The following is a 23,081-nucleotide window of genomic DNA, read 5'->3' on the forward strand; positions in this document are numbered from 1 at the left end:
TACGGCCCTCTTCTTGCGTTTAGTTCAAATAGGCCACAGGGGGGCTTCATCCATCAAGGCCACCTGCTCGCGCAACTCCAGGATACGGTCCTGCCAATAGCGCTGCGTGTTAAACCACGGGAAGGCGACGGGGAAGGCGGGGTCGTCCCAGCGGCGCGCCAGCCAGGCCGAATAATGGATCAGGCGCAGGGTGCGCAGCGCTTCGACCAGGTACAACTGGCGCGGATCGAAATCGCAGAAATCCTCGTAGCCGGCCAGGATGTCGCTCATCTGGCGCACCTGGTCGCCGCGCTCGCCCGACAGCATCATCCACAGGTCCTGAATCGCCGGGCCCATGCGGCTGTCATCAAAATCGACGAAATGGGGGCCGGCGTCCGTCCACAGCACGTTGCCGCCATGGCAGTCGCCATGCGTGCGCAGCACGGCCACGTCGCCCGCGCGGTCATAGCAGCGCTTGACGCCATCGAGCGCCTGCTGCGCCACGCTGGAATACGCGGCCAGCAGTTCGGGCGGCAGGAAATTGCCCTCCAACAAGAATTCGCGCGGCTCGACGCCAAACGTCTGGTGATCGAGCGCCGGCCGTTCCTGGTACGTGGACAGGGCGCCGACGGCGTGGATGCGGCCGATGAAGCGCCCTATCCATTCCAGGGTGGCCGGATCGTCCAGCTCGGGCGCGCGGCCGCCGTGGCGGGGGAAGACGGCAAAGCGGAAGCCCTGGTACTGGTGCAGGGTGCTGCCGTTGATTTCCAGCGCCGGCACCACCTGGATTTCGCGCTCGACCAGCTCGGACACGAACGCGTGCTCTTCCAGGATGGCCGCATCGCTCCAGCGCGCGGGGCGGTAAAATTTCGCCACCAGGGGCGCGCTGTCTTCGATGCCCACCTGGTAGACGCGGTTTTCATAGCTGTTCAGGGCCAGCAGGCGGCCATCGCCGCGCAAGCCCACGCTATCGAGGGCGTCGAGCACGCAATCGGGGCTCAGGGCGGAAAATGGATGGACGGGCCGGTCGTCCTCGTGCGGCTGGTTTTCATTGTGCATGAGCGACATTGTAAGGCGCGCGCGCGCCGCCGGTGCAAACACTTCGGTGATGAAGCGCCGCAAGGCGTATACTGGCGCCTTACATTTCATCAAAGAGCAAGCCATGTCACTCGAACAGCCATTATCAGAAAAAGAATTCGACGAATTAGACCAATTCCTGTTGTCGGAGCGCTGCTCCGAAGACGCGATGACCATGGATATGCTGCACGGCTATCTGACGGCCGTGGCCATCGGTCCGGAACCGATCATGCCAGCCGAGTGGTTGCCGCGCGTGTGGGGCGAGGATGCCGAAGATGCACCGAAATTCAAGAACAGCAAGGAAGAAGAACGCATCGTCAACCTGATCATGCGCTTCATGAACGAAGTGCTGGTGACGTTTGAAGTGGCGCCGAAGGAATTCGAAGCCCTGTTCGTCGAACACGACTACGAAGGCCAGACCCTGATCGACGCCGAAGCCTGGTGCTGGGGTTTCTGGGACGGCATGGAACTGCGTCCTGGCTCGTGGAACGAAATCTGGGATTCCGAAGTGGCCGCGCTGATGCAGCCGATCTACCTGCTGGGCGCCGACGAAATCAAGGAAGAAGAGTTGAAACTGGTGGAAGACCCGGTCAAGGCGCACAAGCTGGCGCAGGAACTGGAAGCGAACCTGCCGGCCATCCACCGTTTCTGGGTACCGCGCCGCAAGGCACCGGTGCAAACCATGAAGCGCGACGAGCCGAAAGTGGGCCGCAACGACGACTGCCCTTGCGGCAGCGGCAAGAAGTTCAAGAAATGCTGCGGCGCCGAGCCGGCAGCCGAGTAATACCTTCGCGTTACCCTGCGCCGGGCACTGTCCCGGCGCATTTCTCTCCCTCGCAGCCCTCCCCATTCGCTCGCCGCCACTGTTGTTGCCACGCGATTGCGCCAGCCTTTTCACTTGTCTATAATCAAGAATAATTCGTGCCGCCATTTGTGCTGCAGGACAACGCATGCCAGCCCGTTCCATGCCCTGGCCTGTCCTCTTCACGTCATGAAAATTCCAGCCTGTCTTGCTATTACTACGGGGGACTCAGTAGAAAATGAGTACTACAAAGCGGATAGAAAACAAGTGCATGGATTGCGAATATACGTGGTTCCCAAGAGGGAAAGACCGATCAATAAAGTGTCCCAACTGCGGGAACCGCAATATTGGCTTCTCAAGTATAGGCCGCTCCGGCATGGGCTACTCCATGCGCAGGCTCCTCTCCAGGAGCCTGATGATGCTCGGTGTTGTTATCATCGGTTTTGTAGCGTTCGGCCCACGAACGGATACGGAAGCCCCCTCGGCAAAGAGCCTGGTTACAGAGACAGAGCCTGCCGCAAGCTTCACGCAGATACCACCCCCGTCCGCCGCTCCGCGTTTAAAGAATGTCATCGTGACGAACGAAGAAATAGCGCCACCACAAGCAATCCCGGCTCAAGCACTTTCCATGGCAGAAAATGAACGCGTTGTCACCGAGGATGAGCTTAAGCTATCCAAAAAATTATTAGCCGAAAGTTTGCTGGCATTGCAGACTTGTGAAGACAGTACCGATGAGGCGAGCAAAAGCCGCTGCATCGCCCTGCAATGCACCAAGGCGGAGCTGGCACCGACCCCGGCATGCATGGATAGGCAGGCAAAAGACTAATTCCCCTGACGTCCGTCCGGCCTCAAGATCGGCATTGCCACTGCAGGAAGCGCGCCGGCCATCAGCCGCACCCTTGTGAAGCAGGCGCACGCCGTCTTCACCTCCGGGCGCTGAGCCGACCCGCAGCCACCTGGAACACACCTTCAGCCTGTGCGCCAGCGAGGTGTTTTTCGGCGCCTACGGCGGCAAGCTGCGCGACTTGCGGGCCAGCCACGCGGCGAGCACGCTGCGGCTCATCGTGCGTATGCTGCAGGCTGAGGCCAGTGCCTGCACTCACGCTCCCCATCTTTTTCAGCGCGATGCGGCGCGCCACGCTGGCGGCGATCATGCGGCGCATAGTTCGCCCTCTTGCGCCACTCTGTCGACGATATGGCGCCATTCGCACAGCTCATGCACGCCCGGCTTGCGTTCGCCGAAGAACATGACGATGGTGTCGCCCTTCGCGTCGAACAGTTCCACGGACGTCACCAGGCCGTCGACGGTCGGCTTTTTCACCACCCAGGCGCTGGCGATATGGTCTTCGCGCAAATGCAGGTTGAAGCGCGCATCGAGGACATTGATCCACGGCCCCATCACGGCGATCTTGTGCACGGGGCCCGAATGGATCTGGATCATGCCGGCATTGCCGACGAAGGCCATGATGGACACCTTTTCGAGGGCGGCATCGTTGAGCAGATCGAGCACGCAGGATTTGTCGATCTGCTGCACGAAGCGCGGCTCGGCCAGGCGCAGGCCCTGCAGGCGCGAGACCGCATATTTTTTCAGCACGGTGAAAAACTCATGCGTGTCGCGCAAGTCGGCCCAGGCGGCGCGAAAGCCGGCCACGTCGATCTGCGCGTCGGGCAGTTCCGCTGGCGGGGCCACCGGCGCCGTCACGGCGATGCCGGCCGCCTGGTCCGCGTCGGCAAAATGCGCCACCAGCGCGTCGTAGGCGGCCAGGTCGCTTTGCGGCTTGAGGAAAATCTTGTGCACGGCATGACCGGCCGCATCAAAGAATTGCAGGCTGCGCTGCACTTCCTTCTCACCCATCTCCCGAACGGCAAAGCCATGCGCAAAGTGGCGATAAAACACGCGCAAGTCGATGTCGCCACCGAGCACCAGGCCCACATGGTTGTTGTGACTGGCCTTGCGATAGACGCCCGTCTTTTCATGCACGCACGAGGCGTTGCGCGTCAGCGCCATGACTTCGCCCAGCGGCTCCAGCGCCTGGACGATGGCGGGCCAGTCGGCCTGCAGGCGCTCGGCGCCCAGCAAGGCGCCATCGGCCAGCGACAGGCCCGCATGCGCGGCGATCAGCTCGCCTTCGGCTATGCCCAGTTCCTCGGCGATGTCGCGGTGGCGGGCCTTCTTTTCGCGGCGCAGGCGGGCAAATTCACTGGCGACCAGCTCGGTATTGCAAATGGGGAACGTGCTCGACACGGTGTCTCCTTTCAAGGCGAACACTGGCTGGCATGGGCTGGCTGGTGGTGGGGAAATTGACGTTAATTATAAATGAGAATCATTCGCAATCAAGTCTTATTTGTGCGCGCATAAAAAAAGCGCCGCGACAGGAAACCCGTCGCGGCGCCAAAGGAGACCGATCGATACAGCCGATCAGTTCAGGAAAACAGGATCAGGCGCTGGCCTGCACGGCCGGCATGGCCGCCGCCTTGGGCGACGGACGCTGCGCCAGCAAGACCACGGCGGCCAGCACCATGGCGCCGCCCAGCAATTGCGTGCCGCTCACGGTTTCTTTCAGCATGGTCACGCCGAACGCCATCGTGATGACAGGTTCAAACGTGGAAATGATGGATGCCTTGGCCGCGCCGATCTGCGCCACGCCGGCAAAGAAGGCGGCAATCGCGATCGCCGTCGAGAACAGGGCGATGGCGCTGACGGCCAGCCAGCCCGTCGCCGTGCCCGGCAAAGCCACGCCTTGCCACAGGGCAATCGCAGTATTCGACAGGCCAGCCGTGCCCAGGATCACCACGCAGGCGGCCAATGGGTGAATATTCTCGCGGCTTTTCGACAGGCTGTTGCCAAACAGGATGTACACGGCGTACACGCCGGCCGCCATCAGCGCCAGCGCGATGCCGATGGGCTGGCCCTGCAGCTTGCCGCCCAGGGTGATGGCCATGCCGGCGATCGCCAGCGCCATCAGCACCAGCATGCGGCGGTCCAGCTTTTCCCAGCCCAGCGCCAGCGCGAGGATGGTGACCAGCACGGGATACACATACAGCAGCATGCCGCACAGGCCGCTGCTGGCATACATGAGGGCATTGAAATAGCCTTGCGACTGGGCCGTGTACATCAGGCCCATCAGCATGTAGCCGGCCAGCAGGCGGCCGCGCGGCAAGCGCCAGCCACCGAGCCACACGAGCGGCAGCAACAGCATGGCGGCGATGACGAAACGCAAGGCCAGCATGGTCGACGGGTTGACCCCGGACGCATAGGCCGCCTTGGCAAACACGGCGGAACTGCCGAAACCAGCAGCCGACAGCAACACCAGCGCAACGGCGCGGCGATCAGACATGACTAAACCTCTTTGAGTACGCCAGGGCAAACCTGCTGCGCGTCGCGCTTTGCGGCCGGCGATGCTCACCGTACTGAAGTACGGTTGCGCTTCTCAGCCACAAATCACTGCCGCTCGCGACGGTTTTCCCAGGCGTTGTAAATATTAATGCCAAGCAAGGCTGGAAGGTGATGCGTACGTGAAATGCATGCGTGAATCCTATTGCGGGTCACTTCACGCGATGACGGCATCATATTCGCTTGCGCAAAATGGAACAAACCAATATTCTTCACGGATAGGCCGAATATTACTGAGGCTCAATTCCCTTGAAGAGTGCCATGTCCCGTCCCTTGCCCCCGCTCGCCGCCCTGCACGCCTTCGAGGCGGCCGCCCGCCATGAAGGCTTCCAGCGCGCGGGCGAAGAATTGCACGTCTCGGCCGGCGCCATCGGCCACCATGTGAAACAGCTGGAAGCATGGCTGGGCGTGGTGCTGTTCCAGCGCATGCCGCGCGGCGTGGTGCTCACCAGCGCCGGCCAGCGCTATGCGGCCTCGCTGGGGCCGATACTCAACCAGCTGGCCGACGTCTCCGAGCAGGCGCGGCGCCAGGGCGATGACAAGGTGGTGACGGTGACGGCCACCAGCTCGCTCGTCTCGCGCTGGCTGATGCCGCGCCTGGGCCGGCTGCGCGACCGCTACCCGCAGATCGAACTGCGCGTGCTGGCGTTGATGCACCCGGTCGACCTGGCGCGCGACGGCGTGGACGTGGCCATCCGCCTGGGACCGGGCCGCTATCCGGGCCTGAAAGTGGATTTATTAATGGAAGAATGGTTTTCCGCCGTCTGCAGTCCCGGCTTTCGCGCCAACGCGGCCAGCCTGCGCCAGCCCGCCGACCTGCTGCGCTATCCGCTGCTGCACGACGAGCCGGAAGTGCACCTGCCCGGCGAAATCGACTGGACGCGCTGGCTGCACAGCTGCGGCGTGCATTACAGCGGCAATAGCGGCAACAGCGGCGCGCGCTTTTCGCACACGTATTTATGCCTGGACGCGGCCGCCAGCGGCCAGGGCGTGGCCATTGCGGCCAGCCCCCTGATCGGCGACGATTTAAGATCGGGCCGCCTGGTGCGCGTGTTCGAACACGCGGTGCGCGGCCCCCACTGCTATTACCTGCTGCGCTCGCCCCAGGCGGAAACCCGGCCCCTCGTGCATGCATTCTGCGAATGGCTGATCGCCGAGGCGCGCGCCGACCAGGAAACCGTCTGGCCCACCGTGGAGAACGCATGACGAACAGAGAACTGGCGCGCAGCGCCGACTATATTGTCCAGCACGAATACGAACTGGCCAAGGTGATGGCCGCCGATGGACGGCAAGCCAGCCTGGGCGAATTCTATGGCGACCCGGCCGTGGCCCTGATCGATATCCATGAGCAATGGTGCGCCGTGGCGGGCGAGGGATTGGTGCTGTGCCGGCTGGAGCAGCCGTTCGGCCAGTGCGTGGAATATTTCCGCCCGCCGGGCGAAGTGCGCTGGATCACGGCTTTACGGCAAACGGGAGCGTTTGCGCTGGAATGGCAGGATGAGGATGGGGATTGGCACAGCCTTGCCTTTGAGGTGGCTGTGTCGGGTTACGCGCCAAGGCGCTAACCCGACCTACGCCGACCTACGCCGACCTGCGCCAGCGGTTGCAATGACCCGTAGGTCGGGTTAGCGCGTCGCACGTAACCCGACAACACCATTACAATTTAATGAAATGCTCGCGGTAGTACTTCAGTTCTTCGATCGACTCGAGAATATCGGCCAGCGCCGTGTGCTTCTGGTGTTTCTTGAAACCGGTGGCGATTTCCGGCTTCCAGCGCTTGCACAGCTCTTTGAGTGTCGATACATCAACATTGCGATAGTGGAAGAATGCTTCCAGCTTCGGCATGCCGCGCACCATGAAACGGCGGTCCTGGCCGATGGTGTTGCCGCACATGGGCGACTTGCCTGCCGGTACGTATTTCTTCAGGAACGCGATCAGTTCCGCTTCCGCCTGCGCTTCCGTCACGGTCGACGCTTTCACCTTGTCGATCAGGCCGGAGCGGCCGTGCGTGCCCTTGTTCCAGGCATCCATCTTGTTCAGGGTTTCATCCGACTGGTGAATCACGAACACGGGGCCTTCGGCCAGCAGGTTCAAGTGCATGTCCGTCACCACCACCGCCACCTCGATGATGCGGTCGGTATCGGGCTCCAGGCCCGTCATTTCCATGTCGACCCAGACCAGGTTCATCTCATTTGGGCGTGCCGGAACAATCGGTGCGGGGGTGGATGCAGAGGTGGGTGCAGTTAAGTCGGTCGCTTGTGACATAATTCTCTCTTGGCCTAATCAAACTAAATAATCAGCCATTTTCTCACAGGCACAGAATGTATTCACTCGCGTTTTCGATTTTGTTTGTATCCGTCCTCGTTTTGACCCTCGCCGTGCGCTTCTGGCTCGCTTCGCGGCAGATCCGTCACGTGCTGGCGCACCGCGCCGCAGTCCCACCCGAATTCGCGGAAAAAATCCCGCTGGCCGCGCACCAGAAGGCGGCCGACTACACGGTGGCCAAAACCAAGTTCGGCTTGCTGACCTTGCTGGTCAACTACGCCGTGCTGATCGGTTTCACCTTGCTGGGCGGCTTGCAGTGGCTGGCGCTGTCCCTGAATGAGTGGATGGGGGCGGGTTCGCCCATGCTGTACCAGATCGGCCTGATCGCCGCCTTCGCCGCCATTTCCGGCCTGATCGACCTGCCCTTCGACTACTACCGCCAATTCGTGCTGGAACAACGTTTCGGCTTCAACACCATGGCACGCAAGCTGTTCTTCACGGACATGCTCAAGGGCGTGGGCCTGGGCGCGGCCATCGGCCTGCCGCTGATCTGGGTCGTGCTGACCCTGATGGCCAAGTCCGGCGACCTGTGGTGGCTGTACGCGTGGTTCGTCTGGAGCGGCTTCCAGTTGCTGATGATGGTGCTGTTTCCTACAGTTATTGCCCCGCTGTTCAACAAATTCACGCCGCTGGCGGACGAATCCTTGAAAAGCCGCATCGAAGGCTTGATGCAGCGCGTGGGTTTCGCTTCGAAAGGCTTGTTCGTGATGGACGGCTCGAAGCGCAGCGCCCATGGCAATGCGTATTTCTCGGGTTTTGGCGCCAACAAGCGCATCGTCTTCTTCGACACCCTGCTGTCGCGCCTGGCGCCGCAGGAAATCGAAGCCGTGCTGGCGCATGAACTGGGTCACTTCAAGCTCAAGCACATCGTCAAGCGCATCGCCATGATGTTCGTCATCTCGCTGGGCTTTCTGGCGCTGCTGGGCTTCCTGAAGACGCAGCCATGGTTTTATGCGGGCCTGGGCATCGATCCCGTCACCCTTGCACTGACGGGCCAGCCGACGGACGCGCTGGCCCTGCTGCTGTTCATGCTGGCCTTGCCCGTCTTCACTTTCCTGCTGGGACCGCTGACCTCGCTGAGCTCGCGCAAGCATGAATTCGAAGCCGATGCTTTTGCCGCCACGCACACGCAGGCGGACGACCTGGTCTCGGCCCTCGTAAAAATGTATGAAGACAATGCGTCGACCCTGACGCCCGACCCGCTGCACTCGGCCTTCTATGACTCGCATCCGCCGGCCAGCGTGCGCATCCGCCACCTGAAAGGGGCTACGACATGAATACGCCATCGACTTCGCAAGACCTGGCCCAACTGAGTTGCTCGCCACGCCAGCAGGCGCTGGGCGACACGGACATCGCCACCCTGCACGCCCTGCTGCCCCGGTGGTCGCTGCAAAATGGCAAGCTGTGCCGCGACTTCGGCTTCAAGAATTACTACCAGACCCTGGCGTTCGTGAACGCCCTGACCTATATGACCCATACGCAAGACCACCATCCGGAGCTCATCATTACTTACAAAACCTGCGCCGTGCGCTACGACACGCACTCGGTCAACCAGGGCGCCGGCGGCCTGTCCGAAAACGACTTCATCTGCGCCGCCAAGGCCGACCTCATTTACCAGAGCAGCCAGGTGGCCCCATGAGCGAAGGCAAGTTGACGGGTATCATCATCGCCGCCCACGGCCGCCACTACCTGGCCGACGTGGACGGCGCCAAGCTGCAATGCGTGACGCGCGGCAAGAAAACCAATGTGGCCGTAGGTGACATCGTGCACCTGACGCGCACCTCCAACGACCAGGCCGTCATCGACCGCATCGAGGAACGCAAGACCCTGCTGTATCGCTCGGACCAGTACAAATCGAAGCTGCTGGCGGCCAATTTGACGCAGCTGTTCATCGTCGTGGCGACGGAACCGGGCTTTGCCGACGACCTGATCTCGCGCTCGCTGGTGGCGGCCGACGCGGCCGGCATCGCGGCGCGCATCATCCTGAATAAAACGGACGTGACCGCCTCGCTGGAGCGCGCCCGCGAACGCCTGCTGCCGTATTCCTCGATGGGCTATCCCGTCGATGAAGTGTCGGCGCGCGCCGAACCCGAGCACGCCGTGGCCACCCTGGCGCCGCTGCTGGCGGGCCAGTCGTCGATCCTGATCGGCCAGTCGGGCATGGGCAAATCGTCGCTGATCAACCTCTTGGTGCCGGACGCGGACATCGCCGTGCGCGAAATCTCGGCCGCGCTCGACACGGGCAAGCACACGACGACCTTTACACGGCTGTACAAGCTGGACGAACTGGGCGCCAACAGCTCCATCATCGATTCGCCCGGCTTCCAGGAATTCGGCCTGTACCACTTGTCCGAAGGCATGCTGGAGCGGGCCTTCCGCGAATTCCAGCCCTACCTGGGTGGCTGCAAGTTCTACAACTGCCGCCACCTGATCGAGCCGCAGTGCGCCATCCTGCAAGCATTGTCTGAAGGCAAGATCGCCAAGATGCGCCATACCCTGTATGGCCAACTGCTGCACGAATCGGCGCAGACGCTGTATTAACCATACGCGGCAGCACAAACAAAGCAGCAATAAAACCTCGGCAGGCAAAATTTAATTTCGCTGCCGAGCCCGCCTTCCGACTTTAATCCCAAAACCGTTCATCCGCCGTTTCAGGCATTTCAGCGCGTCAAACCTGCCTTCCATCGCCTGCCACTGGCGACGGCCAGGTGCGTTTGCTAACTTGACACCAGTCCCTGCCGGAAACCCGCCAGCGACCACACGATCTAACTCTAACCAATCCTGTCATCCTGATCGAAGGTGAATGTCATGCATACCAAACGCTTACTCCCCCTCCTCGCCGCTATCTTCGCCCTTGCCGGCGGCACGGCCCAGGCGCAAACCGCCGCAGCACCGCAAACCGCTGACAGCGTGCGCGTGACCTCTGGCTCCTACTATCACGTCACGGCACAGGAAGCCCTCGATATCGAGCAGCAATACCGCCTGTCGAATGGACAACGGCTGGAAGTCCAGCAGCAGGGCAACCATTTCTTTGGCCGCCTGATCGACGACCGTGAATGGCAGGCAAAGCCCAGCGTGGAAATCTATCCCACCGGGCCCGGCCAGTTTGTCAGCAAAAAGGGCGCGACCTTCGTCTTCAGCAATGAAGGCGAGCATGTGGTGATCGACGACGCCCAGCTCCTGCCCGGCTTGCGCCTACGTGCCGACATGCGCAGCGCCAGCACCGCGGCTGGCAGCGCCAGCACCGCGGCTGGCAGCGACAGCATCCGCCTCGTGTCGCGCTAAGCGCCGGGGCCGGCATCGAATGCCGGGGGCAAATCGCCCCCGCCGGTGGCGCCATGCCGGATGAATAATTCTGACAGGCACACTGAACAATTCCCCTGAATGCAGCTTACAATGCGATGACACATGGCCTGTGCGGTCGCAGGCTGGCGCCACTGTTTGCAGGGAGAATGCTTGAATGGAAATGTTCGCGCTCGAACATGACGTAGCGCAGTGGGAAAGCGCATTGCTGCCGTTGCGCGGCGCCGGGCGCGTACCGCTGCTGCTGTTGCTGTCCTGGCATTTGCGCCAGCGTGATTGCACCAGAGCAATTGCGCTGAGCGAGGAAGCGCTGCTGCTGCTGCCGCTGGGCGGCCAGGAAGCGGCAGCACTGGAACAGGCGCGCGCGCGCCTGCAACTGGTGCAGGCGGAAGTAGCGTGGCTGCAAGGCGCGCTCGACTCCGCGGAAAGCCTGGCCATGGCGGCACGCGCCACCTGCGACGCGCACGGCGACGCCGTCGGCTGCGCCGACGCCCACTGGCTGCTGTCCTCGATCGCCGTCGACCGGGGCGACCATGCCCGTTGCGATGCCGAACTGCTGGCCGCGGCGCAGCAAGCGCGCGGCGCCGGCGATGCGATGCGCGCCAGCCTGGCCGACGCGGCCTCGGCGCGCTGGGCCGTGTTGCGCGATGCGCCAGCCGCGCAGGCGCGCTGGGGCGGCCACTTCCAGGCCGACGGCGCCAGCGGCAAGCTGCCCGCGCCGCTGGCCGCCTGGGTGCATGACTTCCGTGGCTTGCTGGCGCATACGTCGCGCGACCTGGGCGCGGCCGCCGGCCACTACATGCAAAGCTATGAAGCGGCGCTGGAAAGCGGCCAGCTGCGCGGCGCCATCACGGCCGCCATCAATATCGGTGACTGTTTCTCCAGCCTTAACGACAACGAATCGGCCCTCGAATGGATGCAGTGCGCGCTGGACCTGGCGCGCCCCACCGGCTGGCCGCGCAGCATCGGCGCCTGCCAGACGCATACGGCCGAAACCATGCGCAAGCTGGGACGCCTGGCCACCGCCGAAGACTTGCTGCGCGAAGCGCTGCACATCCTGGCCCCTATGTCGGGTGCGCGCACGTATGCCAACGCGCTGTTCCATCTGGGCGAACTGAGCCTGGACAAGGGCGACTACGACACGGCGCTCGACGCCTTCAGCCGCCTGGCGCAACGCGCCGAAGCGCTGGGCCAGGCCGATTTCCGCAGCATGGCGCAGCGCGGCAGCGCCCATGCGCTGTCTTACCTGGACCGCCCGGACGAAGCATTGCAGGCGGCCGAGCGGGCGCGGCAGCTGGCCACGGCGCAGGGTGACGCCATGCACCAGGTGGCGGCGCTGCGCGTCTTGTCCATGCTGCATGCGCGCCACGAGCTACCGCCGCCGGCAGGCATGCAGGAACGCAATCCGGCCCTGCATTTCCTGCACCAGGCGCTGCAGGTAGCCTCTTCCATCGACGGCTATGTGCCGCCCGGCGAACTGCTCGATGCGCTGGCGCGCGAATACGCGCATGCGGGCGACTATGCGCGCGCCTACGATATCGCGCTCGATGCGGGCGTGGCGCGCGAAAAAAGCCACACCCAGCAGGCCAGCAACCGCGCCACCGCCATGCAGGTCTACCACCAGACGGAACATGCGCGCTCGGAAGGCTATCACCACCGCGAACTGGCCGCCTCCGAAGCGCGCCGCGCCGAAGTGCTGCAACAGACCAGCGACACGCTGGAACGGCTGTCGGCCATCGGCCAGGAAATCACCACCCACCTGGACGCCAGCGCCGTGTTCCAGGTGCTCGACCGCCACGTGCATGCCTTGCTGCCAGTCAACACCTTCGCCGTTTACATGCTCGACGCGGCGGGCACGGCGCTGCGCCGCGCGCACGGCATCGAGGCGGGCCGTCCCCTGCCCGACAACGCCATTCCCCTGAGCAACCCGCGCGCCTACTCCGTGCGCTGCCTGCTGGGCCGGCGCGAAGTGTATATCGACCAGGTACCGCCCAAGCGCCACGCCTACACGGTGCCCGGCACCCTGCATAACCAGAGCGTGCTGTACGTGCCCCTGACGGTGGGCGAGCGCGTGCTGGGCGTGATGACGGTGCAGGCTTGCGATGCCCATGCCTACGGCGAACGCGAGCGGCTGATCTTCCGCACCCTGTGCGCGTACGGCGCCATCGCGCTCGACAATGCCAGCGCCTACCGGCAGCTGCAAGATGCCCAGGCGCAACTGGTGTCGCAGGAAAAACTCGCTGCCCTCGGCTCCCTGATGGCCGGCGTCGCGCATGAACTCAATACCCCGATCGGCAACAGTTTATTAATCGCCAGCACCATGCAGCAAAAGACGGAAGACGTGGAACGCCTGATGAACGGCCCCGGCCTGCGCCGCTCCGACCTGGCCGCCTACATCGAGGATGCCGCCAAGGCGTCGGCGCTGGTGATGCGCGGCCTGCACAGTGCGGCCGACCTGGTCAACAGCTTCAAGCAGGTGGCCGTCGACCGCACCACCGAACAGCGGCGCCAGTTTGACCTGCAACAGGTGAGCAATGAAATCATCGCCACCGTCATGAACCGCATCCGCAGCTCGGGCCACCGCATCGAGACGGACATCGCATTCGGCATCGCCATGGACAGCTATCCGGGCCCGTTCGGCCAGGTGATCACCAACCTGATCAACAACGCCCTGCTGCACGCGTTCGCTCCCGCGCCCAACGATGGCGGCGCCGGCGCGGGCTGCATGCGCCTGTCCGCCACGCCCGATGGGGCGCGCGTGCGGATCGTCTTCGAAGACAATGGCGGCGGCATCGCCGAACAGCATCTGTCGCGCATCTTCGACCCCTTCTTTACTACCAAGCTGGGCCAGGGCGGCAGCGGCCTCGGTTTGTCGATCAGCTACAACATCGTCACGGCCTTGCTGGGCGGCACCATCCAGGTGGCCAGCAGCTCCTCCGGTACGCGTTTCACGCTCGATCTGCCACTGCTGGCGCCGCAGATCGATGCGGCCACCCCGGCCAACATCTATTGAGCGGGCAAGAGCCAGGCTGGACGCGGGTACTTGTCTACACAAGTACCCGTCCGGCCAGTCTTTCCAATCTAAAAGCAAAACCCTTATAATTGAATGGCTGAAGTCCCTGCCATTGCATGATTTACAACTTGGCAAACCGCATCGACCCGCGCGACAAACAGGCACGGGCACCGATCAACACAGCAGCGCGCCGGGCGAGGCAGTCATCAGACGAGATGTTGTACGCTGATGCAACCCGGCGGGAAAGGCACGCCGCCGGCGGCCTGCGCATCTTCAAGTGGTCATTATGTCGATAAAAAAACCGATCAAGCACTACCTCCAGTTCTCCGATTTCACGTTGGAAGAGTACGAATATGTGATCGAACGCGCCCATCTGATCAAGCGCAAGTTCAAGAATTACGAAATCTACCATCCACTGATCGACCGCACCCTGGTGATGGTCTTTGAAAAGAACTCCACCCGCACGCGATTGTCGTTCGAAGCCGGCATGCACCAGCTGGGCGGCGCCGCCATCTACCTGAACACGCGCGATTCCCAGTTGGGCCGCGGCGAGCCGGTGGAAGACGCGGGCCAGGTCATGTCGCGCATGTGCGACATCATCATGGTGCGCACATTTGGCCAGGAAATCATCGAGCGTTTCGCCGCCAATTCGCGCGTGCCGGTGATCAATGGCCTGACCAATGAACACCACCCGTGCCAGGTGTTTGCCGACATCTTCACCTATATCGAACACCGCGGCTCGATCGCCGGCAAGGTCGTCGCCTGGATCGGCGACGCCAACAACATGCTGTACTCGTGGCTGCAGGCGGCCGAAGTGTTCGGCTTCCACGTCAACGTATCGACGCCGCAGGGCTACGACATCGACTTGTCGCAAGTCAAGACCGAGCGCTACACCTTCTTCGCCGACCCGTCCGACGCCTGTGCAGGCGCGCACCTGGTCAACACAGACGTGTGGACCAGCATGGGCTACGAAGCGGAAAACGCGGCCCGCATCGCCGCCTTCGACGGCTGGATCGTCGATGGCGCGAAGATGGCCCGCGCCGCGCCCGACGCCCTGTTCATGCACTGCCTGCCCGCCCACCGCGGCGAGGAAGTGGCCGCCGAGGTGATCGACGGCCCGCAATCGGTGGTGTGGGACGAGGCGGAAAACCGTCTGCACGTGCAAAAAGCGCTGATCGAATACCTGTTACTGGGTAAAATCCAATAATTCGCCAGGCACTGCAAGCATTCTGGCAGCATCGCAATACATACATCGACAACGACAACTGGAAGCAATATGAGCGACATTAAAAAAGTAGTCCTGGCCTATTCCGGCGGACTCGACACCTCCGTCATCCTGAAATGGCTGCAAGATAACTACCAGTGCGAAATCGTCACCTTCACGGCCGACCTGGGCCAGGGCGAAGAACTGGAACCGGCGCGCGCCAAGGCCATCAAATTCGGCATCAAGCCGGAAAACATCCATATCGAAGACGTACGCGAAGAATTCGTGCGCGATTTCGTCTTCCCGATGTTCCGCGCCAATACCGTGTACGAAGGCGAATACCTGCTGGGCACCTCGATCGCCCGCCCGCTGATCGCCAAGCGCCTGATCGAAATCGCCAACGCCACCGGCGCCGACGCCATCTCGCACGGCGCGACCGGCAAGGGCAACGACCAGGTGCGTTTCGAACTGGGCGCCTACGCGCTGAAGCCTGGCGTGAAAATCATCGCCCCATGGCGCGAGTGGGATCTGCTGTCGCGCGAAAAGCTGCTGAAGTACGCGGAAGACGCCGGCATCGACATCGACATGAAGCACAAGAACGGCGGCGCGCCGTACTCGATGGACGCCAACTTGCTGCACATCAGCTTTGAAGGCCGTCACCTGGAAAACCCGAGCGCCGAAGCGGAAGAAAGCATGTGGCGCTGGACCGTCAGCCCTGAAAAGGCGCCGGACGAAGCGGAATATCTGGACATCGAATACGAAAAAGGCGACATCGTCGCCATCAACGGCGTGCGCATGTCGCCCGCCACCGTGCTGGCCGAACTGAACAAAGTTGGCGGCAAGCATGGCGTGGGACGCCTGGACCTGGTGGAAAACCGCTACGTCGGCATGAAATCGCGCGGCTGCTATGAAACCCCGGGCGGCACCATCATGCTCAAAGCCCACCGCGCCATCGAATCGATCACCCTGGACCGCGAAGTGGCCCACCTGAAAGATGACCTGATGCCGCGCTACGCGTCGATGATCTACAACGGCTACTGGTGGGCGCCCGAGCGCGTCGCCCTGCAAACCCTGATCGACCACACGCAGGAAACCGTGAACGGCTGGGTACGCATCAAGCTGTATAAAGGCAATGTCATCGTCGTCTCGCGCGATTCGAAAACGGATTCGCTGTTCGACATGAACATCGCCACCTTCGACGAAGACGGCGGCGCCTACAACCAGGCCGACGCCGGCGGCTTCATCAAACTGAACGCCTTGCGCATGCGCATCGCCGCCATCGCCCGCGAAAAACGCGGCCAGAAATAATTGCTTACCGGGCGGCACCGCCTCCCGCGCCAAGCGAAAGCCGCCCACGGGCGGCTTTTTTACGTCTGAAACGCACTCGGCCGCGATTTACGGCCCTGCAACTCCCGTATCCCCCCCCCGTTTTGCTGTCCCCGTGGCAAAATGCTACAGTGCAATTTAGTCGAAACTTCCCGCTTCCGGAGCCCCCATGTTCAAAGACCTGAGTATCAAGAATAAACTGTACCTGGGCTTCGGCTCCATCGTGGCCATCATCCTGATCCTGCTGGGCGTCGCCTACAACAGCTTTTCGCGCCTGTCGGAAGCAAATGCATGGGACCGCCACACGATGGACGTGCTGGTCGAGATCGACAAGATCCACAATTCCATCCTGCAAATCCAGGTGGAAGTGCGCGGTTTCATCCTGACCGGCAATGAAGCCTCACTGACGCCGGAAACGGACGAGACGGCAGTGCTGAACCAGCACACGCAAAAAGCCATCGCCATGACGGTCGACAACAAGCAGCAGTCGGAACGCTTCCGCAAGATCGACCAGCTGACCACGACCTGGGTCAAGGACTGGATCAATCCGCTGATCGAAAAACGCCGCGCGCTGGGCAATGGCCCGGGTGCCACGGAAGCGGTGGCGCGCAGCATGCCGCCGACCGGCTACCCGGCCGTTGCGCAAGCCAACAAGCTGCTCGACGAAGTGGCGGCCGAAGAGTCCCGTTTGCTGGCCGAACGCACGGCCACCACCGCCAGGCTGCAGGAAACCATGCTGCTGACCCTGGCGCTGGGCGGCCTGCTGTGCGTCGTGCTGGCGCTGGGCATTTCCTATCTGCTGGGCCGTTCCATCCTCGGTCCGCTGAACAACCTGACGGATGCCGTCGGGCGCATCGCCGCCGGCGAACAGAACGCGCGCGCCGCCATCCTCTCGCGCGACGAGCTGGGCAAGGTGACGGAAGAATTCAACCGCATGGCGCAAACCATCCAGGACAACCAGGCCAATGAACTGGCCGCGACCAACAGCTTGCGGGCCAAGGTCGATTCGCTGCTGGAAGTGGTCTCAAAAGCTGCCTCGGGCGACCTGACGGGCAAGGTCAGCATCACGGGCAGCGACGCCATCGGTCAGCTGGGCAACGGCCTGGCGAAGATGTTCGAAAACCTGCGCAGCCTGCTCAACAATGTGCAAAAGGCCGGCATCCAGGTGACGACGTCGGCCACGGAAATCGCCGCCTCGGCACGCCAGCAGGAAGCGACCGGCATCGAGCAGGCGCAAACCAGCGTGGAAATTCTCAGCACCACCAAGGAAATCTCGGCCAATACGAGCCAGTTACTCAAAACCATGGAAGACGCCACGGCCGTGGCCGACTACACGACGAATGCCACGGCCGAAGCGCAAAACAACCTCAAGCGCATGGATTCGACCATGCAGCACATGGTCTCGGCCACCGATTCCATCAACGCCAAGCTGGCCGCCCTGTCGGAAAAGGCCAGCAATATCAATAGCGTCCTGATCACCATCACGAAGGTGGCCGACCAGACCAACATCCTCTCGCTGAACGCCGCCATCGAGGCGGAAAAAGCGGGCGAAGCGGGCCGCGGCTTCTCCGTGGTGGCCACGGAAATTCGCCGCCTGGCCGACCAGACCTCTGTTTCCACCTGGGATATCGAGCAAATGCTCAAGGAAATGCAGTCGGCCGTATCGGCCAGCGTGATGGGCATGGATAAATTCTCTGAGGAAATTCGACGCAGCGTGGGCGAAGTGCGGCAAGTGGCCGAGCAGCTGTCGTCCGTGATGGACCAGGTGCAGAAACTCACGCCGCAATTCGACGCCGTGCTGCAAGGCATGCAGTCGCAAGCGATAGGCGCGTCGCAGATTTCCGACACCATGATGCAGCTCAACGACGCCACCCAGCAAACGGTGGAATCCTTGAAAGCCACCAGCGAGGCGGTGCACCAGCTGCAATATGCGGCGGGCGACCTGCAGTCGAGCGTCTCGACCTTCGCCGTCACCATCTGATCCCATGAAAGTGCTGCTCTTTCACATCGGACGCGACCGCTATGGCCTGCCCCTGGCCGGCATCGTGCGCGTCTTGCCGCTGCTGGAACTGAAACAGTTGCCGCTCACGCCAGACTATGTGGCCGGCCTGATGGACTTGCACGGCACGCCCGTGCCCGTGATCGACCTGTCGCGCCTGGCCGGGCTGCCGGCCGCCGCCGCGCAGTTCGACACGCGCATCGTCATCGTCGACTACCGCACGCCTGGCGGCGCCACGCATGCGCTGGGCTTGATGACCTCGCAGGTGCGCGGCATCGCCGACATCGACCCGCAAGGGCTTGAAGACAGCGGCGTGGCGACGGCGCCGTTCCTGGGCCAGGTGGCCAGCGACGCCGACGGCATCGTGCAACTGGTCGAACTGGAACACCTGCTGCCGCCCGACGTGCGCGCGCTGCTGTTTCAAGACGCGAGCGCGGCATGACGGCGCAAACCCTGCTGCGCCGCGCGACCGGCCTGTCCGTCTCCAAAGCCGTGGCCGAACGGGCCGTCGGCCAGCGCATGGAGCAGACGGGCTTCAGCGACAGCGAAGCCTACCTGCGGGCGCTCACGCCGGCCGAAATGACCCAATTGATCGAACTGGTGGTGGTGCCCGAATCGTGGCTGTTCCGCGATCCGCAGGCGTTTTACGCCACCGTCGAACTGGTGCAGGAACGCTGGGCACGCGGGCGCGCCACGCGCATCCTCTCGATTCCGTGCGCGGGCGGCGAGGAACCGTATTCGATGGCCATGGCGCTGCGCGACGGCGGCGTGCCGAAACAGGCGTTCAGCATCGATGCGTATGACCTCAGTCCCGGCTGCATCGAACGGGCGCAGGCGGGCGTGTATGGCCGCAACGCCTTCCGCGCGCAGGACGTGGCCTTCCGCGAACGGTATTTCACGCACGTGGCCGATGAAGCCTACCGCCTCATCGAAGCCCTGCGCGAACAGGTGACCTTCAGGCAGGGCAACCTGCTGCAGTTCGATACCGCCACCTACAGCCGCCATTACGACGTCATCTTCTGCCGCAACCTGCTGATTTATTTCGACAAGCCGACCACGCGCGCGGCCATCGCCAATCTGTCCGCCCTGCTGGCCGACGACGGCATGCTGCTGGCCGGCTATGCGGAAGTGCCCTCGTTCTGCCAGAATGGCTTTGCGACGCTGCAGTTCCGCCAGGCCTTCGCGCTGAAAAAGGAAGCCACGCCACCGGCCGCCGTGATCCAGGTGGCCGCTTTGCCGCCGCCGACGCGCGCGCTGCGCAGCGTGCCGCCCGCGCCACGGCCCGCGCCGGCCCGCGTCGCATTTGCTCCGGCGGCGCGTCCGCGCCCCGTACCTGTGCAGGCGCCGCAGCCACCGGCGGATCTGCTGGCCGAGGCACGCCTGCTGGCCGACCGTGGCCAGTTGCGCGAAGCGGGCGAAAAATGCCACGCCCACCTGGCCCGCGTACCCGAAGCGGCGGAAGCGTATTTCATGCTGGGCATGATCAATGAACTGGCCGGCAAGATGGACCTGGCCGACGACTACTGGCGCCGCTGCATCTATTTGCAACCGGACCATTACGAGGCGCTGTGCCACCTGTCCCTGCTGGCAGAACGCAATGGCAACCACACGGCCGCCGCCACCCTGAAGGCGCGCGCGGCGCGCATCTACCAGCGCCGCCAGGCGTCCAACTAAGGGGCACGCATGACCAATCTCATCGCCACCGAGTCCCTCGCCAGCATCGACGACTGCTGGAACCATATCGGCGTGGTCGGCGACCAGAGCTGTCCCAAACTGCCCGCCAACGTCCATTGCCGCAACTGCGACGTGTATGCGGGCGCCGCCCAGCGCAACCTGCAGCGGCCCGTGGATGAACACTACCGGCGCGACTGGGCCAGCCACTTCCGCCAGGTCGATGCGGGCGGCGAAGTGCGCGACAGCTCGGCGCTGGTGTTTCGCATCGGCCGCGAATGGCTGGCGCTGCCCACGCGCGTGTTCGACGCCGTGGCGCCGCAAGCGAAGCCGCACGTGCTGCCGCACCGCAGCGGGCGCGGCCTGTCTGGCATCGTCAATATCGGCGGCAAGCTGTATCCGTGCATGTCGCTGGCCAGTTTGCTGGGCATCGACGAACAGGGTGCGCCCGCGGCCCGCGGCCGCCACACGTTTGCGCGCCTGCTGCTGATGCGCTGGGAAGAGCAAGCCTATGCCCTGCCCGTGGCCGACCTGCACGGCATCGTGCGCTACGCGTCGGGCAGCGTGCAAACGCCTGCGGCCACCATCAACAAGGGCCTGTCGCGCTTCCTGTCTTGTGTCATCACCGAGGGCGACATGCGCATCGGCTGCCTCGACACGGCGCTGATCGGCTTTCAACTTGCGAGACTATTACGATGAGCCAGGACCAGTACGGCGACCTGAGTGCCTTTTCCATGCTGGACCTGTTCCGCATGGAGGCGGACAGCCAGACCCAGATTCTCACCGATGGCTTGCTGGCCATGGAGCGCCATGCGGGCGACGCGGCCGCCGTCGAATCGATGATGCGCGCGGCGCACTCGATCAAGGGCGCCGCCGCCATCGTCGGCCTGCAAGTGGTGGTGCAACTGGCGCACGGCATGGAAGACAGCTTTGTCGCCGCCCAGCATGGCCGCTTGAAACTCACGCCGGAGCGGGTCGACGTGCTGCTGTCGGGCGTCGACCTGATCGTGCAACTGTCACGCCTGGACGATGCGGGCGCCGAAGCGTGGCTGGCCGCCAACGCGACGCAGATCAACCAGACCCTGAACGCCATCGCCGGCATCGCCGAGTTGCCGGAGCTGCCAGCCCTGCCCTCGGCGCCCGCGCCAGCTCCCTTGCCGCCGGAAGCGGCCGAACCACAGGCCCCCGTGGCCAGCGGCCTGGCGGGAGAGGAAGCGGAAACGGCCGCCCCGGCGCCGCGTACCGGTGCCGCGCCAGCCAAGACCCAGGCGCAGAACTTCGACAAACTGCTGTCGCTGGCCAGCGAATCGCGCATCAATGCGCACCAGATGCACCCGTTCATCGGCGCGCTGCAGCGCTTCAAGCGCAACCAGAGCAGTCTGTTTTCCGCCATCGAACACCTGCATGAGGCCATTGCCCGCTCGGGCGATCCGGGCCTGATGGAAAGGTCCCTGCTGGCGCTGCACAAGACGCAGCCGCTGAAGCAGTTCATGCTCGAGCACATCGCCGACATCGAAACCTATGAGCGGCGCCTGCTGGCCGTCTCGCAGGGCATGGTCGACGAAGTGCTGGCCCTGCGCATGCGTCCTTTCCGCGACGGCATCCATGCTTTTCCCCGCATGGTGCGCGACCTGGCGCGCAGCCTGGGCAAGGAAGTGCAGCTGGAGATCGACGGCGAAGACACGCTGGTCGACCGCGACATCCTGGCGAAGATCGAAAGCCCGCTGAACCACATGCTGAGGAATGCCATCGACCATGGCATGGAAGGCCCGTACGAGCGCATCGACGCGGGCAAGGAAGCAATGGGCACGATACGCATGGAAGCGCGCCACCGCGCCGGCATGCTGAGCATCGAGATCAGCGACGACGGGCGCGGCGTCGACCTGGAAAAAATCCGCCAGTCCGTCATCGAGCGCAAGATGGCCAGCCCCGCCATGGCCGCCGCGCTGTCGCCGGGCGAGCTACTGGAATTCCTGTTCCTGCCCGCCTTCAGCCTGAAAGCGACGGCCAACCAGTTGTCCGGACGCGGCGTGGGCCTCGATATCGTGCACGAGACGATACGCCAGCAAAACGGCACGGTGCGCCTGGAATCGGAGCCGGGGCGGGGCTTCCGCGCCCTGATTACCCTGCCGCTGACGCAGTCGATCGTGCGCGCGCTGGTGATCGACATCCAGGGCGAGGCCTACGCCATCCCCATCGTCAAGGTGGAAAGCGTGGTGCGCGTGCCGCAAGCGGCCATCCATACCCTGGAAAACAAGCAATTCTTTGAACTCAAGGGCGAGCATCTGGGCCTTGTGTCGGCGGCGCAGGTGCTGGAGCTGGGCGAAACGCCCGGCAGCGCCGACGATTTGCCGGTGGTGGTGATCGGGCGCGGCAAGCAGAGCTATGCGCTGGTGGTCGACGCCATCCGCGGCGAGCAAAGCCTGGCGGTGCAGGCCATCGATCCGATCTTCGGCAAGATGCGCGACATTTCCGCCGCCGCCCTGCTCGACGACGGCGAGCCGGTGCTGATCCTCGACGTGCCCGATTTGTTGCTGTCGATCGACAAACTGCTGCACGAGGGCGGCCTGCACCAGCTGGCGCAGGCGGGCCACGCGCAGCAGCGCCGCGCCAAGCGCATCCTCGTCGTCGACGATTCGCTGACGGTGCGCGAGATGGAGCGCAAGTTGCTGCTGGCGCGCGGCTTCGAGGTCGACGTGGCCATCGACGGCATCGACGGCTGGAACGTGGTGCGCAGCGGCGAGTACGACCTGGTGATCACCGACGTCGACATGCCGCGCATGGATGGCATCGAGCTGGTCTCGCTGATCAAGAAGGACCTGCACCTGCACAAGCTGCCGGTGATGATCGTCTCGTACAAGGACCGCCCGGAAGACCGCGCGCGCGGCCTGTCCGCCGGCGCCGATTATTATCTGACCAAAGGCAGCTTCCACGACGAGACCTTGCTCGACGCGGTGGCCGACCTGATAGGAGATGCCAGCTTATGAG

The 23,081-nt window shown here is 63.4% G+C and carries 21 protein-coding genes; 16 read left to right on the forward strand and 5 right to left on the reverse strand.

The genetic code is table 11. The annotated features are described in order from the left end of the window. Window positions 1-24: 24 nt before the first annotated feature. Complete coding sequence (locus KY494_RS10395; protein WP_219136455.1) at window positions 25-1,038, reverse strand: serine/threonine protein kinase; 1,014 nt, start codon at window positions 1,036-1,038, stop codon at window positions 25-27. A gap of 103 nt (window positions 1,039-1,141) precedes the next feature. Here KY494_RS10395 and KY494_RS10400 point away from each other — a divergent pair, with 103 nt between their 5' ends. Further along, the gene (locus KY494_RS10400; protein ID WP_219890881.1) at window positions 1,142-1,840 is read left to right on the forward strand and encodes a UPF0149 family protein; all 699 of its coding nucleotides are present in this window, start codon (window positions 1,142-1,144) and stop codon (window positions 1,838-1,840) included. A gap of 433 nt (window positions 1,841-2,273) precedes the next feature. Next, window positions 2,274-2,684, forward strand: a complete 411-nt coding sequence (locus KY494_RS10405) for a hypothetical protein (protein ID WP_219890882.1) — start codon at window positions 2,274-2,276, stop codon at window positions 2,682-2,684. Between the two features lie 97 nt (window positions 2,685-2,781). Here KY494_RS10405 and KY494_RS10410 read toward each other — a convergent pair whose 3' ends face one another. From KY494_RS10410 to KY494_RS10420, 3 genes are all read right to left on the reverse strand, one after another. Beyond that, window positions 2,782-3,021 (reverse strand): hypothetical protein, encoded by a 240-nt coding sequence (locus tag KY494_RS10410; protein WP_219890883.1) that lies wholly within the window; start codon window positions 3,019-3,021, stop codon window positions 2,782-2,784. Continuing rightward, window positions 3,009-4,103, reverse strand: a complete 1,095-nt coding sequence (locus tag KY494_RS10415) for a hemin-degrading factor (protein WP_219890884.1) — start codon at window positions 4,101-4,103, stop codon at window positions 3,009-3,011. The genes KY494_RS10410 and KY494_RS10415 overlap by 13 nt, the downstream gene beginning before the upstream one ends. Window positions 4,104-4,296: 193 nt before the next feature. Next, window positions 4,297-5,196: a DMT family transporter gene (locus KY494_RS10420; protein WP_219136459.1), complete on the reverse strand. Its 900-nt coding sequence runs from the start codon at window positions 5,194-5,196 to the stop codon at window positions 4,297-4,299. Window positions 5,197-5,513: 317 nt separating this feature from the next. On the opposite strand from KY494_RS10420, the gene gcvA reads away from it, so the two are divergent. Beyond that, entirely contained in the window at window positions 5,514-6,458 is a 945-nt protein-coding gene (gcvA, locus tag KY494_RS10425; protein ID WP_219890885.1) for a transcriptional regulator GcvA, read from the forward strand. Beyond that, the gene (locus tag KY494_RS10430; RefSeq protein ID WP_219890886.1) at window positions 6,455-6,817 is read left to right on the forward strand and encodes a hypothetical protein; all 363 of its coding nucleotides are present in this window, start codon (window positions 6,455-6,457) and stop codon (window positions 6,815-6,817) included. The genes gcvA and KY494_RS10430 overlap by 4 nt, the downstream gene beginning before the upstream one ends. 91 nt (window positions 6,818-6,908) lie before the next feature. Here the strand turns inward: KY494_RS10430 and orn are convergent, their stop codons facing one another. Beyond that, entirely contained in the window at window positions 6,909-7,517 is a 609-nt protein-coding gene (gene orn, locus KY494_RS10435) for an oligoribonuclease (RefSeq protein ID WP_219890887.1), read from the reverse strand. 56 nt (window positions 7,518-7,573) lie between these two features. On the opposite strand from orn, the gene KY494_RS10440 reads away from it, so the two are divergent. The 12 genes from KY494_RS10440 to KY494_RS10495 all read left to right on the forward strand — a co-directional run bounded on the left by KY494_RS10440 (window position 7,574) and on the right by KY494_RS10495 (window position 23,080). Continuing rightward, window positions 7,574-8,854: a M48 family metallopeptidase gene (locus KY494_RS10440; protein WP_096234427.1), complete on the forward strand. Its 1,281-nt coding sequence runs from the start codon at window positions 7,574-7,576 to the stop codon at window positions 8,852-8,854. Then, a complete protein-coding gene (locus tag KY494_RS10445; RefSeq protein ID WP_219890888.1) occupies window positions 8,851-9,216 on the forward strand; it encodes a 4a-hydroxytetrahydrobiopterin dehydratase in 366 nt (121 codons plus the stop codon). The genes KY494_RS10440 and KY494_RS10445 overlap by 4 nt, the downstream gene beginning before the upstream one ends. Beyond that, entirely contained in the window at window positions 9,213-10,118 is a 906-nt protein-coding gene (rsgA, locus tag KY494_RS10450; RefSeq protein ID WP_096234426.1) for a ribosome small subunit-dependent GTPase A, read from the forward strand. The genes KY494_RS10445 and rsgA overlap by 4 nt, the downstream gene beginning before the upstream one ends. A 267-nt stretch (window positions 10,119-10,385) precedes the next feature. Beyond that, complete coding sequence (locus tag KY494_RS10455; protein WP_219890889.1) at window positions 10,386-10,862, forward strand: hypothetical protein; 477 nt, start codon at window positions 10,386-10,388, stop codon at window positions 10,860-10,862. A 175-nt stretch (window positions 10,863-11,037) separates the two neighbouring features. Beyond that, window positions 11,038-13,893, forward strand: coding sequence for an ATP-binding protein (locus KY494_RS10460; protein ID WP_219890890.1), 2,856 nt, complete (start codon window positions 11,038-11,040; stop codon window positions 13,891-13,893). A gap of 286 nt (window positions 13,894-14,179) precedes the next feature. Next, window positions 14,180-15,100: an ornithine carbamoyltransferase gene (argF, locus tag KY494_RS10465; RefSeq protein WP_219890891.1), complete on the forward strand. Its 921-nt coding sequence runs from the start codon at window positions 14,180-14,182 to the stop codon at window positions 15,098-15,100. A 69-nt stretch (window positions 15,101-15,169) separates the two neighbouring features. Continuing rightward, on the forward strand, window positions 15,170-16,405 hold the full coding sequence (locus KY494_RS10470) for an argininosuccinate synthase (protein WP_071078781.1): 1,236 nt from the start codon (window positions 15,170-15,172) through the stop codon (window positions 16,403-16,405). A gap of 187 nt (window positions 16,406-16,592) precedes the next feature. After that, window positions 16,593-18,404 carry a methyl-accepting chemotaxis protein gene (locus KY494_RS10475; RefSeq protein WP_219136467.1) on the forward strand — a complete coding sequence of 604 codons (1,812 nt, stop codon included), beginning with the start codon at window positions 16,593-16,595 and terminating at the stop codon, window positions 18,402-18,404. A 4-nt stretch (window positions 18,405-18,408) separates the two neighbouring features. Continuing rightward, the gene (locus tag KY494_RS10480; protein WP_219890892.1) at window positions 18,409-18,864 is read left to right on the forward strand and encodes a chemotaxis protein CheW; all 456 of its coding nucleotides are present in this window, start codon (window positions 18,409-18,411) and stop codon (window positions 18,862-18,864) included. Further along, entirely contained in the window at window positions 18,861-20,096 is a 1,236-nt protein-coding gene (locus tag KY494_RS10485) for a protein-glutamate O-methyltransferase CheR (protein WP_219890893.1), read from the forward strand. The genes KY494_RS10480 and KY494_RS10485 overlap by 4 nt, the downstream gene beginning before the upstream one ends. 9 nt (window positions 20,097-20,105) lie before the next feature. Beyond that, complete coding sequence (locus KY494_RS10490) at window positions 20,106-20,792, forward strand: chemotaxis protein CheW (protein WP_219136470.1); 687 nt, start codon at window positions 20,106-20,108, stop codon at window positions 20,790-20,792. Next, window positions 20,789-23,080 carry a hybrid sensor histidine kinase/response regulator gene (locus KY494_RS10495; protein WP_219890894.1) on the forward strand — a complete coding sequence of 764 codons (2,292 nt, stop codon included), beginning with the start codon at window positions 20,789-20,791 and terminating at the stop codon, window positions 23,078-23,080. The genes KY494_RS10490 and KY494_RS10495 overlap by 4 nt, the downstream gene beginning before the upstream one ends. The last annotated feature ends 1 nt before the right edge of the window (window position 23,081 follow it).

The sequence above is a fragment of the Janthinobacterium sp. PAMC25594 genome, from assembly GCF_019443505.1.
GTDB lineage: Bacteria > Pseudomonadota > Gammaproteobacteria > Burkholderiales > Burkholderiaceae_D > Janthinobacterium.